The organism is Tessaracoccus terricola, from assembly GCF_054776555.1.
In genome coordinates, this window is sequence record NZ_BAAHBS010000002.1 from 42969 (window position 1) to 59004 (window position 16036).

General features: G+C 69.0%; 15 protein-coding genes. 14 read left to right on the forward strand and 1 reads right to left on the reverse strand.

Annotated features, from left to right (window positions below; genetic code table 11):
- Positions 1-84: 84 nt before the first annotated feature.
- From leuC to ACYU7G_RS04605, 11 genes are all read left to right on the forward strand, one after another.
- The gene (gene leuC / locus ACYU7G_RS04555; protein WP_461105244.1) at positions 85-1491 is read left to right on the forward strand and encodes a 3-isopropylmalate dehydratase large subunit; all 1407 of its coding nucleotides are present in this window, start codon (positions 85-87) and stop codon (positions 1489-1491) included.
- A gap of 2 nt (positions 1492-1493) precedes the next feature.
- Complete coding sequence (gene leuD, locus ACYU7G_RS04560; RefSeq protein ID WP_461105246.1) at positions 1494-2108, forward strand: 3-isopropylmalate dehydratase small subunit; 615 nt, start codon at positions 1494-1496, stop codon at positions 2106-2108.
- A 230-nt stretch (positions 2109-2338) separates the two neighbouring features.
- Entirely contained in the window at positions 2339-4381 is a 2043-nt protein-coding gene (locus ACYU7G_RS04565; RefSeq protein WP_461105248.1) for a prolyl oligopeptidase family serine peptidase, read from the forward strand.
- Between the two features lie 56 nt (positions 4382-4437).
- Positions 4438-5220, forward strand: a complete 783-nt coding sequence (locus ACYU7G_RS04570) for a lysophospholipid acyltransferase family protein (protein WP_461105250.1) — start codon at positions 4438-4440, stop codon at positions 5218-5220.
- A 47-nt stretch (positions 5221-5267) separates the two neighbouring features.
- Complete coding sequence (locus tag ACYU7G_RS04575) at positions 5268-6383, forward strand: D-alanine--D-alanine ligase family protein (RefSeq protein WP_461105252.1); 1116 nt, start codon at positions 5268-5270, stop codon at positions 6381-6383.
- A complete protein-coding gene (locus ACYU7G_RS04580) occupies positions 6383-7309 on the forward strand; it encodes a thiamine-phosphate kinase (RefSeq protein WP_461105254.1) in 927 nt (308 codons plus the stop codon). The genes ACYU7G_RS04575 and ACYU7G_RS04580 overlap by 1 nt, the downstream gene beginning before the upstream one ends.
- A gap of 60 nt (positions 7310-7369) precedes the next feature.
- Entirely contained in the window at positions 7370-9871 is a 2502-nt protein-coding gene (locus ACYU7G_RS04585; protein ID WP_461105256.1) for an FtsK/SpoIIIE family DNA translocase, read from the forward strand.
- 33 nt (positions 9872-9904) lie between these two features.
- Complete coding sequence (gene rimO, locus ACYU7G_RS04590; RefSeq protein WP_461105258.1) at positions 9905-11335, forward strand: 30S ribosomal protein S12 methylthiotransferase RimO; 1431 nt, start codon at positions 9905-9907, stop codon at positions 11333-11335.
- Positions 11332-11940, forward strand: coding sequence for a CDP-diacylglycerol--glycerol-3-phosphate 3-phosphatidyltransferase (pgsA, locus tag ACYU7G_RS04595; protein ID WP_461105260.1), 609 nt, complete (start codon positions 11332-11334; stop codon positions 11938-11940). Before rimO ends, pgsA begins: the two co-directional genes overlap by 4 nt.
- A 51-nt stretch (positions 11941-11991) precedes the next feature.
- The gene (locus ACYU7G_RS04600; protein WP_461105262.1) at positions 11992-12477 is read left to right on the forward strand and encodes a CinA family protein; all 486 of its coding nucleotides are present in this window, start codon (positions 11992-11994) and stop codon (positions 12475-12477) included.
- 89 nt (positions 12478-12566) lie between these two features.
- Positions 12567-12842: a helix-turn-helix domain-containing protein gene (locus tag ACYU7G_RS04605; protein ID WP_461105264.1), complete on the forward strand. Its 276-nt coding sequence runs from the start codon at positions 12567-12569 to the stop codon at positions 12840-12842.
- Positions 12843-12866: 24 nt separating this feature from the next.
- Here the strand turns inward: ACYU7G_RS04605 and ACYU7G_RS04610 are convergent, their stop codons facing one another.
- Positions 12867-13637: a DeoR/GlpR family DNA-binding transcription regulator gene (locus tag ACYU7G_RS04610; protein WP_461105300.1), complete on the reverse strand. Its 771-nt coding sequence runs from the start codon at positions 13635-13637 to the stop codon at positions 12867-12869.
- A 252-nt stretch (positions 13638-13889) separates the two neighbouring features.
- On the opposite strand from ACYU7G_RS04610, the gene ACYU7G_RS04615 reads away from it, so the two are divergent.
- The 3 genes from ACYU7G_RS04615 to ACYU7G_RS04625 all read left to right on the forward strand — a co-directional run bounded on the left by ACYU7G_RS04615 (position 13890) and on the right by ACYU7G_RS04625 (position 15814).
- Positions 13890-14084 carry a DUF3046 domain-containing protein gene (locus ACYU7G_RS04615; RefSeq protein ID WP_461105266.1) on the forward strand — a complete coding sequence of 65 codons (195 nt, stop codon included), beginning with the start codon at positions 13890-13892 and terminating at the stop codon, positions 14082-14084.
- Positions 14085-14244: 160 nt separating this feature from the next.
- The gene (recA, locus tag ACYU7G_RS04620; protein WP_461105268.1) at positions 14245-15300 is read left to right on the forward strand and encodes a recombinase RecA; all 1056 of its coding nucleotides are present in this window, start codon (positions 14245-14247) and stop codon (positions 15298-15300) included.
- Complete coding sequence (locus ACYU7G_RS04625) at positions 15290-15814, forward strand: regulatory protein RecX (RefSeq protein WP_461105270.1); 525 nt, start codon at positions 15290-15292, stop codon at positions 15812-15814. Before recA ends, ACYU7G_RS04625 begins: the two co-directional genes overlap by 11 nt.
- The last annotated feature ends 222 nt before the right edge of the window (positions 15815-16036 follow it).

Sequence of the window (16036 nt, forward strand, 5' to 3'; positions counted from 1 at the left end):
GACACGCAAGAGTATGCTCTTCGCAGTTGGCTGACACTTTCAGTCACACATCAGGACAACCAACCAGCACACAAGGGGTGGAACATGGGTAAGACCTTGGCGGAGAAGGTCTGGGACGCACATGTCGTGCGTTCCGTCGACGGCGAGCCGGACCTGCTCTACATCGACCTGCACCTCGTCCACGAGGTCACCAGCCCGCAGGCCTTCGAGGGCCTGCGCATGAACGGGCGCAAGGTCCGTCGTCCCGAGCACACGCTCGCCACCGAGGACCACAACACCCCCACCCTCAACATCAACCGGCCCATCGCGGACCCCGTCTCGCGCACCCAGGTGGACACGCTGCGCAAGAACGCCGAGGAGTTCGGCATCCGCATCCACTCGCTGGGTGACCGGGACCAGGGCGTCGTCCACATCATCGGCCCCCAGTTGGGTGTCACCCAGCCCGGCATGACCATCGTGTGCGGCGACTCCCACACCTCCACCCACGGCGCCTTCGGGGCATTGGCATTCGGCATCGGCACCTCCGAGGTGGAGCACGTGCTGGCCACCCAGACGCTGCCCCAGAAGAAGCCGAAGATGATGGCCGTCAACATCAACGGTGACCTGCCCGACGGCGTCACCGCCAAGGACGTCGTCCTCGCGCTGATCGCAAAGGTGGGCACCGGCGGCGGCCAGGGCTACATCGTCGAGTACCGCGGCACCACCATCGAGCAGCTCTCCATGGAGGGCCGCATGACCATCTGCAACATGTCCATCGAGTGGGGCGCCAAGGCGGGCATGATGGCTCCCGACGAGACCACCTTCGCCTACCTGAAGGGGCGCCCGCACGCGCCCGAGGGTGAGGAGTGGGCTGCCGCCGTCGAGTACTGGAAGACGCTGCGCACCGACGACGACGCCACCTTCGACCTGGAGGTGGACATCGACGCCACCCGGCTCACCCCGTTCGTCACCTGGGGCACCAACCCCGGCCACGGCGTGCCCCTGGGCGCAGCTGTGCCCTCTCCGGAGGACTTCGACTCCGAGGTGGAGCGTGCCACCGCGAAGCGTGCGCTGGAGTACATGGACCTCACCCCCGGCACCCCGATGCGTGACATCACCGTGGACACGGTCTTCCTGGGATCCTGCACCAACGGCCGCATCGAGGACCTGCGCCTGGCTGCCTCGGTGCTGCAGGGCAGGAAGGTCGCCGACGGCGTCCGCATGCTGGTGGTCCCCGGCTCCGCCCGCGTCCGCCTGCAGGCCGAGGAGGAAGGCCTGGACAAGGTCTTCCTGGACTTCGGCGCCGAGTGGCGCGCCGCCGGCTGCTCCATGTGCCTCGGCATGAACCCCGACCAGCTGAAGCCGGGCGAGCGCGCGGCCTCCACCTCCAACCGCAACTTCGAGGGCCGGCAGGGCAAGGGCGGACGCACGCACCTGGTCTCGCCCGCCGTCGCAGCCGCCACCGCCATCACCGGGCACCTGAGCGCGCCCGCAGACCTGATCGGAGCCTGAGCATGGAAGCCTTCAAGACCCACACCGGCATCGGCGTCCCGCTGCGTCGCTCCAACGTCGACACGGACCAGATCATCCCCGCCGTCTACCTGAAGCGCATCACGCGCACCGGGTTCGAGGACGGACTGTTCTCCGCCTGGCGCAACGACCCGGAGTTCGTGCTCAACAAGGAGCCCTACAAGCAGGGCACCATCCTGCTGCCGGGGCCCGACTTCGGCACCGGCTCCTCGCGCGAGCACGCTGTCTGGGCGCTGCAGAACTACGGCTTCAAGGTGGTCATCGGCACCCGCTTCGGTGACATCTTCCGCGGCAACTCCGGCAAGGCCGGCCTGCTGGTCGCGGTGGTGGACGAGCCCACCATCGAGGCGCTGTGGACCGCGGTGGAGACCAACCCGGAGGACCAGCTAACCGTTGACCTCGAGTCCCAGACCGTCACGGTCGGGGAGCAGAGCTACCCCTTCGAGATCGACGCCCACACCAAGCACCGCCTGCTCAACGGCCTGGACGACATCTCCTCCACGCTGCAGCACGAGGCCGACATCGACACCTACGAGGCCTCGCGTCCGAGCTTCAAGCCGAAGACGCTGCCGGCCCGCACGGCTGACACCGTGGCCTGACTCCGAGCGCGCTGTCGGCCGTCGTCCCATGGGGCGGCGGCCGACTGCGTTCTGCGGACCCCGGCCCGAAACGCCCGTCTCGTTCGTTCCCGCCCGTCCTGTCCGTTCCCACCCGTCCTACTGGACAGGCGGGAACGAACAGGACGGGCGGGAACCGTGCAGGCGGCATCGCGACGGACCCTCTGAGCGCGCGGTATATGGTCGACGATGACATCCGACGAGGAGGAACCGTGACCGATCCCCACATCTGGCTCGAGGACGTCGAGGGCGCCGAGGCCCTGGACTGGGTCCGGGCCCGCAACGCGGTGACCGAGACCGAACTGGCAGGGACAGCCGAGTTCGCACGGCTCGAGGACGAGCTGGCCGCCATCTACGACTCGGACGACAGGATCCCGATGCTCGCCAAGCGGGGGGAGTGGTACTACAACTTCTGGCGCGACGCCGAACACCCGCGCGGCCTGTGGCGCCGCACGACCCTCGCGGAGTACCGCACGGGTTCCCCGGCCTGGGAGACGGTCCTTGACCTCGACGAGCTGAACCGCACCGAGGACGAGAACTGGGTGTGGCACGGCGTCGAGTTCCTCCGCCCGGACCAGCCGCGTTGTCTCGTGGCGCTGTCCCGCGGCGGTGCCGACGCCGACGTCACCCGCGAGTTCGACGTCGAGACGAAGGCATTCGTCGAGGGCGGGTTCGAGCGGCCCGAGGCCAAGGGAAGGCTGAGCTGGATCGACCACGACACCGTTTACGTCGTCACCGACACCGGCCCCGGAAGCACCAACCTGGCCGGCTACGCGCGGTTCGTGCGCCGCTGGCGTCGCGGCACCCCCATGGCCGAGGCCGAGGTGGTCTTCGAGGGGCCGGCGGACAACGCCGGCTACGGGATCCACGCGGTGCGGGACCGCACGCCGGGCTTCGAGCGTGATCTCCTGCTGCACTACCTCGACAGCCGTGACTCCGTGCTCCACGTCGCCGACGCCACCGGCCGGTTCGTCGCCCTGGACGTGCCGGACTCGGCCGACAAGCACGTCCACCGGCAGTGGCTGCTGCTGTGGCTGCGCGACGAGTGGAGCGTCGACGGCCGCACCCACCCCGCCGGCGCACTGCTGGCCGCCGACCTCGACCGGTTCGTCGCAGGGGAGCGAGACGTCGAGGTGCTGTTCGAGCCCACCGCCACGACGGCGCTGGAGGACATCACGTGCACCCGCAACCACATCGTGCTCACCGTCCTGGAGGACGTCAGCAGCACCCTGGTGGTGGCCACTCACGGACCCGAAGGCTGGGACCTGCGCCCCTTCGAGGGTGCCCCCGCACTGGGCAGCATCCACTCCGCCGCCGTCGACGACGAGGACGACGACCGGATCTGGCTGGTGGTCACCGACTACCTCACCCCCAGCACGCTGATGCTCGCCGACGTCGCTCCCGGGGCCGCCGCGCCAGAAGTGCTGCGCAGTGAACCCGAGTTCTTCGACGCCTCCGGGCACGTCACCGAGCAACACTTCGCGACTTCTGCCGACGGTACCCGGGTTCCCTACTTCCTGGTGCGGCCGCGCGGTCAGGAATCCGACGGCACCAACCCGACCCTGCTGTACGGCTACGGCGGCTTCGAGATCTCGCTCACCCCGGGCTACGCCCCGGGCGTGGGCAAGGGCTGGCTGGAAGCCGGCGGCACGTTCGTCGTCGCGAACATCCGTGGCGGCGGCGAGTACGGGCCGGGCTGGCACCAGGCGGCCCTGCGCGAGAACCGGCCCCGGGCCTACGAGGACTTCGCCGCAGTCGCGCGGGACCTCGTGGACCGGGGCATCACCGAGCCGGAGCACCTGGGCATCCGCGGTGGCAGCAACGGCGGCCTGCTCACGGGCAACATGCTGACCCAGTACCCCGAACTGTTCGGCGCGGTGGTCATCCAGGTGCCCCTGCTGGACATGCGCCGTTACCACCGACTGCTGGCCGGGGCGTCGTGGATGGGGGAGTACGGGGACCCCGACGAGCCGGGCGAGTGGGAGTTCATCCGGAAGTTCTCGCCCTACCAGCTGCTCGACGGCGCGGGTGAGCTCCCACCCACCCTCCTGCTCACCTCCACCCGCGACGACAGGGTCCACCCGGGCCATGCCCGCAAGTTCATGGCGAAGTTGGAGGCGGGCGGGCACCCGTGCCTTTACTACGAGAACATCGAGGGCGGCCACGGTGGCGCCGCCGACAACCGGCAGCGCGCCCACATGGACGCCCTGTACCTGGCCTTCCTGCAGCGCCACCTCATGCAGGCCTCCCGCTGACCCGTCCCCGAGTGGCGCGCGGCGCGCGCGGGCTGCCTGTCGCTAGGCTGACCCGCATGTCATCGACGACCAAGCCCTGGCGCCTCCCGTTGGCCAGGGTCAACCATGAGCCGGCCCCGCCCGTCTACCGGGGGCTCGCGCAACTGGTGCGTCGCCTGCTGCCGCTGTTCGTGACCCGGACCTGGGCCGGGCGCGAGAAACTGCCGGCCACCGGCGGCGTCCTCGTGGTGGCCAACCACATCTCCAACTTCGACGTGCTCGTGCTGGGGGAGTTCGTCATCATGGCGGGCCGCTGGCCCCGGTTCCTCGGCAAGTCCGAGATCTGGAAGGTGCCGGTCATCGGGTGGCTGGCGCGCGCCTGTGAACAGATCCCCGTCCTGCGCAACACCGCCAACGCGAAGGACTCCCTGGTCCATGCCCGCCGCGCGCTGGAGCAGGGCAGGGCGGTTGCCATGTACCCGGAGGGGACCATCACGGCGGACCCGGACTTCTGGCCCATGACGGGGCGCACCGGCGCCGCCCGGCTCGCCCTCGAGACCGGGGTGCCGGTGGTCCCGATCGGACAGATCGGGGCCGAGAAGGTGCTGGGCGGCAAGCGCCTCGAGTGGCGACGGTTGTTCAGCCTGCGCAGGCGGCCGGTGAGCCTGCTGGTCGGTGACCCCGTGGACCTGGCGCGGTTCCGTGGCGAGGGGGAGCCCTCGAAGGAGACCCTGGAGGCCGCCACCGTCGCCATCATGGACGCGATCACCGCGCTGGTGGAGCAGGTCCGGGACGAGGAGGCGCCCACGGACCGGTGGGACATGCGGGTGGGTGCCCGGGTTCCGCAACTTCGGAGCTGAGGCTCGCAAGCACTACGCTTTGCGGCGGAACCAAATCGGGAGGTCTCGTGGAAAAGCGCATCAGGGTCGCACTCATCTTCGGCGGTCAGTCGCCGGAGCACGGCGTTTCCTGCCTGACGGCGGCCAGCGTGCTCGGCGCGATCGACCAACAGCGCTTTGACGTGTTCGGGGTGGGCATCTCCAAGTCCGGCCGGTGGACCCAGGTCCCGCTCGATGTCATCGCCGCCTACGAGATCGTCGACGGCCGGGTGCCCCAGGTGGCCGAACCCGAGCACGACGCCGTGTGGATGGTGGGGGCCGACGGGTGCGAGGTGGCCACCCGCGACGGTGAGCACCTCGTCGACATCCACGGCGTGGACGTCGCGTTCGCACTGCTGCACGGGCCCTTCGGTGAGGACGGCACCATCCAGGGCCTGTTCGAGATGATGGGGATCCGGTACGTGGGGTCCGGAGTGGCCGCCAGCGCCATCGGCATGGACAAGCACCACATGAAGGTGGCCTTCGAGGCCGCCGGGCTGCCGGTGTGGCCCTACGTGGTGGCCACCGACCAGAGGTGGCGCGACGAGCCCGCAGCCGTGCTCGCGGATGTCGACGCGCTCCAGTTCCCGGTGTTCGTCAAGCCCGCCCGCGGCGGCTCCTCCCTCGGCATCAGCCGCGTCACCGATCCGAGTGGGGTGCAGGCAGCCATCGAGGAGGCGCGCGCCTACGACCCGAAGGTGGTCATCGAGCAGGGCTTCGTCGGGGCCCGGGAACTCGAGTGCGCAGTGATCGCCGACCCCACCTCCGCCGGTGGTTGCGACGCGTCCTCGGTGGGGGAGATCCGCGTCCACGCCAAGGACGGCTTCTACGACTTCGACGCGAAGTACATCGCCGAGGACGAGGCCACGCTGCACATCCCCGCCGACATCGCGCCGGAGGTCTCCGAGCAGATCCGGGAGGTGGCCACCCGCGCGTTCAACGCCGTCGGGGCCGAGGGCCTGGCCCGAGTGGACGTGTTCGCCGACGCCGACGGCGAGGTCTGGGTCAACGAGATCAACACCATGCCGGGGTTCACCGAGATCTCGATGTACCCGAAGCTGTGGGAGCACAGCGGGGTGGGCTACCCCGAACTGGTGGCCCGCCTCATCCAGCTGGCCCTGCTGCGCCCGGTGGGGCTGCGGTGATGGAACTCGGCGAGTTCGAGCTGATCGCGGACGTCACCGCAGACCTCGCGGCCGGCTCCGACGTGGTCCTCGGGGTCGGGGACGACGCCGCGGTGCTGCGACCCGATGGCGACGTGGTGGTCACCACCGACATGCTCGTGGACGGGATCCACTTCAAGCGGAACTGGTCCCCGGCATTCCAGATCGGCCGCAAGGCCGTCGCGGTCAACGTCTCCGACGTCGAGTCGATGGGTGCCGTGCCGAGTTCGATCGTCATGGCCCTCGGGCTACCCGAGGACACCGATCTCGACTGGGTGCGAGACCTCTCGGCCGGTGTGCGCGACGAGGCCGCCCGCGCGGGCGTCAGCCTGGTCGGGGGCGACACCACCCGCTCCGCCCAGGTGGTGGTCACCGTCACCGCACTCGGAAACCTGGGCGGCCGGTCCCCGGTCACCCGCTCCGGCGCCCGGGAAGGCGAAGTGGTGGCGGTGGCCGGCAAGCTCGGCTGGGCCGGTGCGGGACTCACCGTCCTGCAGCGGGGCTTCGGCTCGCCCAAGGAACTCGTCGCGGAACAGCAGTGCCCCAGCGTCCCCTACGGCCAGGGTGCGGTCGCCGCGGCGACGGGCGCGACCTCAATGGTGGACGTCTCCGACGGACTGCTGGCGGACCTCGGGCACGTCTGCGCCGCCTCCGGCGTGGGCATGGACCTGGCCACCAGCAACTTCGCACTCCCGGACTCCATCCAGCGGCTCTCGGCCGCCACCGGCGTCTCGCCGTGGAACTTCATCCTCGGTGGGGGAGAGGACCACGCGCTGGCGGCCACCTTCCCCGTGGGCACGGAACTGCCGGACGGTTGGCGCGAGGTGGGCGTGGTCACCGGCTCGGGCGAGGTCACCGTCGACGGGGAGGCTTGGGAGGGGCCACGAGGCTGGACGCACTTCGGCTGAGGCAGTTCCCCGCGGAGTGGGGTCCAAGAAATCCGGCCGGTTTCCGCTAACGTGCAACCCATGGCGTCCCGCGGAACTTCCTCGTCGCGGAACTCCAGTACCAAGACGCGTTCGACGTCGCGGGCTGCCAGTTCCAGCAAGAGCACCAAGAGCACACCCTCCAAGGCGAAGGGTGGTTCCGGCACACGCAGATCCCCCTCGCGCCCGGCCTCGAAGCAAGCGGGTCCCAACCCGTTCCTCGCGTTCCTGCGGGCGGTGTTCGGCGGTCTGGCGCACGGCGTCGGCGCCATCGCCCGCAGCTTCGGGGGTGCCGCCGAGGACGTGGACCCCAAGCTGCGCCGCGACGGCGTGGGGCTGTTCATGCTCGCACTGGCCATCGTGGTGGCCGCCCGGATGTGGTTCCAGCTCCCGGGCCCGGTGGGATCGGCGATCGAGATCGGCGTCACCACCATCTTCGGCTCCCTGGCGGTGGCCGTCCCGGCGGTCCTGTTCTACGGCTCGTGGCGGGTGCTGCGCCACCCCCGCGATGTGGACGCGGCCCCCCGCACCGGGATGGGGTGGACGCTGATCACCTTCGGTGGGCTCGGGCTCGTCAACATCGCCGCCGGCCTGCCGCGCCCCGACCAGATGCCGGAACTGCGCGACGCCGGAGGCATCCTCGGATTCCTGTCCTCGAGCCTGCTCACGGACCTCATGACCGCCTGGGTCTCGGTGCCGCTGCTGGTGATCCTCACCCTGTTCGGCGTGATCGTCGTGGTGGGCCGACCGTTGCACGAGATCGTCGGCGGGATCGGAGCGGTCCTCAGCACCCTCGTGGAGCGTCCGGAGGGCGACGACGAGGAGCGGCCCAAGAAGGACAAGAAGCTCAAGCTCGGGGTGGACATCCCCTACGACACGCCGCTCATCGAGGACGAGGCCGAGCCGTCCAGTGACGACGTCTACGACTGGGACGCCGCCGAGACCGACGTACTCACCCTCGAGCCGGAACCCGAGCCCGCGCCCGTGGCGAAGGCCCCGCCCGGCAAGCGGCAGGACTCGCTGCCGCCGCCGGAGCACACGCCCTCCCCGGCGAAGGGGGAGCAGCTCCAGCTCAGCGGCGACATCGTCTACCAGTTGCCGCAGGACAACATGCTGGTCCCGGGATCCAAGCCGAAGGCGCGCACCGAGGGGTCGGACCGGGTGGTCCGACAGCTCGCGAGCACCCTGAACGAGTTCGAGATCGACGCCCGCGTCACCGGCTACACCCGTGGCCCGACGGTCACCCGCTACGAGGTGGAGCTCGGCAGCGCCATCAAGGTGAGCAAGGTCACCGGGCTGGCGGACAACATCGCCTACGCCGTCGGCTCCAACGAGATCCGCATCCTGACCCCCATCCCCGGCAAGTCTGCCATCGGCATCGAGATCCCGAACACGGACAAGGAGGTGGTGAGCCTCGGCGACGTGCTGCGCTCCAACAAGGCCCGCAACGACCACCACCCCCTCACCGTCGGTCTGGGCAAGGATGTCGAGGGCGGGTTCGTGGTGGCCAACATGGCCAAGATGCCGCACCTGCTGGTGGCCGGCGCCACCGGATCGGGCAAGTCCAGCTTCATCAACTCGCTGATCACCTCGATCATGATGCGCGCCACCCCGGACGAGGTGCGCATGCTCCTGGTGGACCCCAAGCGCGTCGAACTGAACCAGTACGAGGGCATCCCGCACCTCGTCAGCCCCATCATCACCAACCCCAAGAAGGCGGCGGAGGCGCTCGCCTGGGTGGTGCGCGAGATGGACATGCGCTACGACGACCTCGCGGCCTTCGGGTTCCGCCACGTCGACGACTTCAACAAGGCCGTCCGCGCCGGCCAGGTGAAGGTCCCGGAAGGCTCGGAGCGGGTGCTCGCCCCGTACCCGTACCTGCTCGTCGTGGTCGACGAGCTCGCGGACCTGATGATGGTCGCGCCGCGCGACGTGGAGGAGTCGGTCGTGCGCATCACCCAGCTGGCCCGGGCTGCCGGCATCCACCTCGTCCTGGCCACCCAGCGTCCGTCCACCGACGTCGTGACCGGTCTGATCAAGGCCAACGTCCCCTCCCGGCTGGCGTTCGCCACGTCGTCGATGACCGATTCCCGGGTCATCCTGGACCAGCCGGGCGCCGAGAAGCTCGTGGGCAAGGGTGACGGGCTGTTCCTGCCGATGGGCGCGGGCAAGCCCATCCGGGTCCAGGGCGCTTGGGTCAACGAGTCCGAGATCCGCGACGTCGTGGCCCACATCACCGCGCAACTGCAGCCGAACTACCGCGAGGACGTGACCGCGCCGGCGGCGGAGAAGAAGGTCGTCGACGACATCGGCGACGACCTGGAACTGGTGCTGGACGCGGCCAGGCTCGTGGTCGAGCTGCAGCTGGGCTCCACCTCGATGCTCCAGCGCAAGCTGCGGGTCGGCTTCGCCAAGGCGGGCCGCCTGATGGACATTCTGGAGAGCCGCGGCGTCGTCGGGCCCTCCGAGGGTTCCAAGGCGCGCGACGTCCTGGTCAAGCCCGAGGACCTCGAGGAACTGCTGGCCAACCTCGCAGAAGGCTGAGGTCCGGCCACTTGGTGCGATACTGGCGTGGACATGACTGCCACTGAACAACTCCGCAAGGTCCACATCTCCACGCTGGGATGCGCCCGCAACGACGTCGACTCCGAGGAACTGGCCGCCAGGCTGGAGGCCGGGGGCTTCTCCCTGGTCCCAGACCCCGAGCAGGCCGAGACCGTGGTGGTCAACACCTGCGGCTTCGTCGAGCAGGCCAAGAAGGACTCGATCGACACCCTGCTCGCAGCGGCGGAGCTCAAGGAGGGTGGCGCGACCAAGGCCGTGGTCGCAGTCGGCTGCATGGCCGAGCGTTACGGCGTCCAGCTCGCCGAGGAACTGCCGGAGGCCGACGCCGTCCTCGGCTTCGACGACTACGCCGACATCGCGGACAAGCTCCGCCTCATCCTCGACGGCCACGCGCCCACCTCCCACGTGCCCCGGGACCGTCGCAAGCTGCTGCCGCTGGCGCCGGCGGAGCGGGCCCGCGCCGCGCACGGTGTGGCCGTGCCGGGCCACGCCCCACTGCCCGACGGGCTGGCCCCGGCCTCCGGGCCACGCACGATGCGCCGTCGAGTCTCCGACGGCCCCTCCGCTCCGCTGAAGATCGCCTCCGGCTGTGACCGGCGCTGCTCGTTCTGCGCGATTCCCTCGTTCCGGGGCAGCTACCTCTCGCGGCCCATGGCTGACGTCGTGGAGGAGGCCCGCTGGCTCGTCGAGCAGGGCGTGCACGAGGTCTTCCTGGTCTCGGAGAACACCTCCAGCTACGGCAAGGACCTTGGGGCCGACCACCGTCTCGAGGAACTGCTCGGCCACCTCTCCGACGTCGACGGCCTCGACTGGATCCGCGTGTCCTACCTGCAGCCGGCGGAGATCCGCCCGTCCATGCTCGAGGCAATGCTGCACACCCCGAAGGTGGTGCCCTACTTCGACCTGAGCTTCCAGCACGCCTCACGCGACGTGCTGCGCTCGATGCGCCGCTTCGGGGACCCGGACTCCTTCCTGGACCTGATCGGACGGATCCGATCCGTCGCCCCGCAGGCCGGCATCCGCAGCAACGTGATCGCCGGTTTCCCCGGCGAGACCGAGGCGGACGTGGAGATCCTGCGCCAGTTCATCATCGACTCCCAGCTCGACGTCCTCGGAGTGTTCGGGTACTCGGACGAGGACGGCACGGAGGGTGAACGGCTCCCGGGCCACATGCCGACCTCGGAGGTGGAGGAGCGGCGCGCCCTGCTGGCCGACGTCGCCCTCGACGTCAACGAGGCCCGGGCAGCGGACCGGGTGGGGGAGACGGCCACCGTGCTGGTGGAGGAGGTCGGCGACGAGGTGGTCGGCCGCGCTGCGCACCAGGGTCCCGAGACGGACGGCGTGGTGATCGTGACAGGACACGAGCAGGCGCTTGTGGGAGACTTCGTCGAGGTCGAGTTCACCGCCTCCGAGGGGATCGACCTGATTGGAGCAGCCCGATGAGCACGGACGATGCCGCGCGGACCAAGCCGAGCAACTGGAACGTACCCAACGTCCTGACCGTGATCCGGATCATCCTGGTCCCGGTGTTCCTCGTCGTGCTGTTCCTCCACCCCCACGACCAGGGCTGGCGCCTGGCCGCCACCGCGGTGTTCACGATCGCCATCCTCACCGACCTCGCCGACGGTCACATCGCCCGCAAGTACAACCTGGTGACGGACTTCGGGAAGCTCTGGGACCCCGTCGCGGACAAAGCCCTGACGGGGGCCGCCTTCGTGGCCCTGGGCATCCTGGGCGAGCTGTGGTGGTGGATCATCATCGTCATCCTGCTGCGCGAGTGGGGCATCACCTGGCTGCGCGCCGCCATCGCGAAGTACGGGATCATGCCGGCCAACAAGGGCGGCAAGGCCAAGACCGTCACGCAGTCGCTGGCGCTGATCCTGTTCCTGCTCTGGCTCCCGCCGCTGCCGGAGTGGATCGGCTACGTGGCCTGGGGCCTGATGTGGGTGGCGCTCGCCCTGACGGTGGTCACCGGCATCGACTACGTCCGCCAGGCCATGGGTATCCGACGCGACGCGATCGCCAACTCCACCACCCCCGGCTCCTGACCGCGCGGCTCCGATAGGCTCGGGGCGAAACCGCAGACCGAGGAGGCCCCGATGACAGCTGAGTCCGCCAAGGAACTGATCACGCTCATGGGCAAGCGTTCAATCACGCTGGCGACGTGCGAGTCGATCACAGGGGGAGGCATCGGTGCTGAACTCACCGCGGTCCCGGGGGCCTCGAAGGTGTATCGCGGCTCGCTGGTCACCTACGCCAAGGACCTGAAGGCCGTCCTCGCAGGGGTCGACGAGGAACTGATCGAGACCGAGGGCGTCATCAACGAGCTGACCGCCATCCAGATGGCGCTCGGGGCGCAGAGCCGCTGCGACGCGGACTGGGCGGTGGCGACCACGGGTGTCGCCGGACCGACGGAGGTCGAGGGCAAGAAGGTGGGCACGGTCTGGTTCGCGGTCGTGGGACCGGCCCCGGGCATGTCGCCGCGTCCCCAGTACACAGAGCTGAAGTACTTCGAGGGCGACCGGCAGGCCATCCGGGCGGCTGCCATCGACCACGCACTGGCGATGCTGCTGCGCGTCCTGTGAACTTTTCGCCCACTGCGGAATAGATCTGCCGAGGCCGACGTTCCACCTGGTGATGCGGGCATGGTGTCCGCAAGGTAGGTAGGTCTGAGATGAAGACGATTCTGATCCGCAAGGTCATGGGCGAAACCCTCCGCGAGCTCCGCATGGGCGCCTCGATGACCCTCCGCGAGGTCTCTGTCGCCAGCATGGTCAGCCTGGGATACCTCAGCGAGATCGAGCGCGGCCACAAGGAGGCCTCCTCCGAGGTGCTGTTCTCGATCTCCGCAGCCCTGGGCGTAACGCTTTCCGACCTGCTCGCCATGGTGAGCGACAAGATCGCCGAGATCGAGTCCGAGACGCCGCACCGGGTGGCGCTGGCCGCCTGAGCCGAGGGGCTCCGAGGCCCGGCCTCAGGCCGGGTTGCCCGGATCGGGTGCCGGCACCACGTGCACCTCGATGCCCGCCTCGCGGATCCGTGCAACCTCCGACGGCGACGCCGTGGAGTCGGTCACGAGGACGTCGATCTCGCTCAGGTTCGCCATCTTGGCGAGCGTGACGGTACCGATCTTCGAGGCGTCCCCGACGGCGATCACGCGCTGCGCCCGCTCGATCAACGTGTGGTTGGTGCGTGCCTCAACCTCGTCGTGGGTGGTCAGGCCACCCTCGGCGCTGATCCCGTCGGCCCCCACGATGGCCGTGCCGATGTTCACCAGTCGGAGCGTGGCCTCGGCCAGCGAGCCGACGAGTTCCAGCGAGTTGGAGCGCAGCACCCCACCGGCGATCAGGACACGGGCCTGGTCCTGCTCGGCGGCCTCAAGACCGATGCTCAGCGAGTTCGTGATGATCGTGAGGTCGTCGCGGTGCTGCAGCGCGCGCAGCACCTCGGCGGCGGTGGTGCCGCCTGTCAGGCCGATGGCGTACTTGCCCTGAGGGATCATGTGGGCGGCGGCGATCGCGATCCTGGACTTCGATGCCTGGTTGCGCCCGTCCCTGAGTCGAACCGGCAACTCGTTCATCCCTTGGGTGGGGCGCGCCCCGCCGTGGGTGCGGTCCAGCAACCCCTGCGCCGCCAGGGCCGCGACGTCACGGCGGATGGTGGCCTCCGAGGCCCCCAGGTCCTTCGCGAGTCGGGACAGGGGCAGTTGCCCATGTTCGTTCAGCATGGCCAGGAGCGCCACCATGCGGTCCGAGCGCTTGTGGGACGGTGTGCCGCTGTTGCTCAACTTGGCGTTCCCTTCATTGGTGTGTGCCGCGCGCGCGTACTGGTTGCGCACTTCGGGGCCACACTCTACGGGCCGATGAGCGATTTGAGCGAATGTGCAGGAATCCGCTCAATGGCACCGAGCGAAATCATTGCCCTGATCGGTTCAGTTGGCGAGTCGTGGCGGCGGTCCCGGTCCGGGGGAGGGCGGTGGATCGGATACCGTTGCGACGTGCGAGAAGCTGAGCTGTGGGTGAGACTCAACCAGGTCCTGCCGGACGGCTACGCCCCGGTGTGGGCCGAACAGGTGGTCCTCGCGGAGCTCGAAGGCAGGACGGTCAGCGAGTCCCTCGCGGCCGGCGTGCCGTGCAAGCGCATCTGGCGAGCAGTGTGGGCGCAATTGGAGCTGCCGCAGACCCTTCGCTAGCGTGTCGCAGGACATTCGAACAGATGTTCGGGTAATGTGTGCATCACTGCTGGTTCTCCACAGGCAGGGCGCTTCGTGGAGGACTGTCAGTCCAAAAACCTAGAGTGTGGGTCGAGCACATGTGGTCCGCCGGATGCGGGCTTCGAAGGAAGGAGCAACCATGGCTGTTGCGGATCGCGCCAAGGCGCTGGAAGCGGCGCTGTCGCAGATTGAGAAGGTTCACGGCAAGGGATCGGTCATGCGTCTCGGCGCAGACACCCGCCTGCCGATCGACGTCATCCCCACGGGTTCCGTGGCGCTGGACGTCGCGCTCGGGATCGGTGGCTTGCCGCGCGGTCGCGTCGTGGAGATTTACGGGCCGGAGTCCAGCGGCAAGACCACCGTCGCACTCCACGCCATCGCCAACGCCCAGCGTGAGGGCGGCATCTGCGCCTTCGTCGACGCCGAGCACGCGCTGGACCCCTCCTACGCCGAGAAGCTCGGCGTCAACACCGACGAGCTGCTGGTCTCGCAGCCGGACAACGGTGAGCAGGCGCTGGAGATCGCCGACACGCTGGTGCGTTCCGGCGCCCTGGCCCTGGTGGTCGTGGACTCCGTGGCGGCGCTGACGCCCCGGGCGGAGATCGAGGGCGACATGGGGGACTCGCACGTCGGCCTCCAGGCCCGCCTGATGAGCCAGGCGCTGCGCAAGATGACCGGTGCGCTCAAGAACTCCAACACCACCGCCATCTTCATCAACCAGCTGCGCGAGAAGATCGGTGTGATGTTCGGCTCGCCCGAGACCACCACTGGTGGCAAGGCGTTGAAGTTCTACTCGTCGGTACGTCTCGACGTGCGACGCATCGAGACCCTGAAGGACGGCACCTCCAGCGTCGGCAACCGCACGCGCGTCAAGGTGGTCAAGAACAAGGTGGCCCCGCCCTTCAAGCAGGCGGAGTTCGACATCATCTACGGCGAGGGCATCTCCCGCGAGGGCAGCCTGATCGACATGGGTGTCGAGGCCGGCATCATCCGCAAGGCCGGCGCTTGGTTCACCTACGAGGCGGACCAGCTCGGCCAGGGCAAGGAGAACGCCCGCAACTTCCTCAAGAAGAACCCGGAGATCGCCGCGGAGATCGAGCGCCGCATCCGTCTCCACCTCGGTGTGGACAAGGATCCCAACGAGCCCGAGGAGCGGATCAACCCGGAGACCGGTGAGGTCGAGGTTGACTTCTGAGCCCTTCGACGGGCCCAGCCGGTCCCAGCAGGTGGAGTTCGCCTACCAGATCGCACTCCGCCTGCTGGAGTTCCGGGCACGCAGTGAGCAGGAGTTGCGCACCGCCATGCGGAAGAAGGAGGTCCCGGGCGACGTCGCCGACGAAGTGATGCTCAGACTCAAGGAGTTGCGCTACGTCGACGACGACGCCTTCGCCGAGTCGCTCGCAGGCAACCGGATGCGCCTGTCACACCGTGGCCGGACGAGGATCCGGCAGGAGCTCCGGGCCAAGGGCATCGACCGCGACGCGGTCGAGGAGGTACTGGCGGACCTGGACCCCGAGGACGAATGGGCGGCCGCTCGTGCCTTCGCCGCCAAGAAGATGCGGTCGATGGCGAGACTCGAGCCGCACGTGGCGATGCGTCGCCTGCGCGGGGCGCTCGCCCGGCGCGGCTTCGGGATGGACATCGTCTCCAAGGTGAGTTCGGAGACCATCGGGTTCCTCGGGGTAGACAGCGCCGACGAGTTCCTGTGACGGCCGCGGGCGCGGGGCGCGCCCATGCCGTGCTTGTGTTTTCCACAGGCGGGTCATAGTCTCGGAGCAAGGTCTGAATGACCCCGCATGATGACACCACCCCCGCCCCCGGGCGAGGGTTATTTGGAACACTGAACTGAGAACCTGGGCCCGGAGTCGCCAGACAATGGGTCATGAAACAGGACCTGACAAGCTCATAAGCCAAAACTGAGTCGACTCGTC

Coding starts and splice junctions, on each gene's coding strand:
- leuC (WP_461105244.1), top strand. CDS start 85: ATGGGTAAGACCTTGGCGGAGAAGGTCTGGGACGCACATGTCGTGCGT.
- leuD (WP_461105246.1), top strand. CDS start 1,494: ATGGAAGCCTTCAAGACCCACACCGGCATCGGCGTCCCGCTGCGTCGC.
- ACYU7G_RS04570 (WP_461105250.1), top strand. CDS start 4,438: ATGTCATCGACGACCAAGCCCTGGCGCCTCCCGTTGGCCAGGGTCAAC.
- ACYU7G_RS04580 (WP_461105254.1), top strand. CDS start 6,383: ATGGAACTCGGCGAGTTCGAGCTGATCGCGGACGTCACCGCAGACCTC.
- ACYU7G_RS04585 (WP_461105256.1), top strand. CDS start 7,370: ATGGCGTCCCGCGGAACTTCCTCGTCGCGGAACTCCAGTACCAAGACG.
- rimO (WP_461105258.1), top strand. CDS start 9,905: ATGACTGCCACTGAACAACTCCGCAAGGTCCACATCTCCACGCTGGGA.
- pgsA (WP_461105260.1), top strand. CDS start 11,332: ATGAGCACGGACGATGCCGCGCGGACCAAGCCGAGCAACTGGAACGTA.
- ACYU7G_RS04600 (WP_461105262.1), top strand. CDS start 11,992: ATGACAGCTGAGTCCGCCAAGGAACTGATCACGCTCATGGGCAAGCGT.
- ACYU7G_RS04605 (WP_461105264.1), top strand. CDS start 12,567: ATGAAGACGATTCTGATCCGCAAGGTCATGGGCGAAACCCTCCGCGAG.
- ACYU7G_RS04610 (WP_461105300.1), bottom strand. CDS start 13,637: ATGGTGGCGCTCCTGGCCATGCTGAACGAACATGGGCAACTGCCCCTG.
- recA (WP_461105268.1), top strand. CDS start 14,245: ATGGCTGTTGCGGATCGCGCCAAGGCGCTGGAAGCGGCGCTGTCGCAG.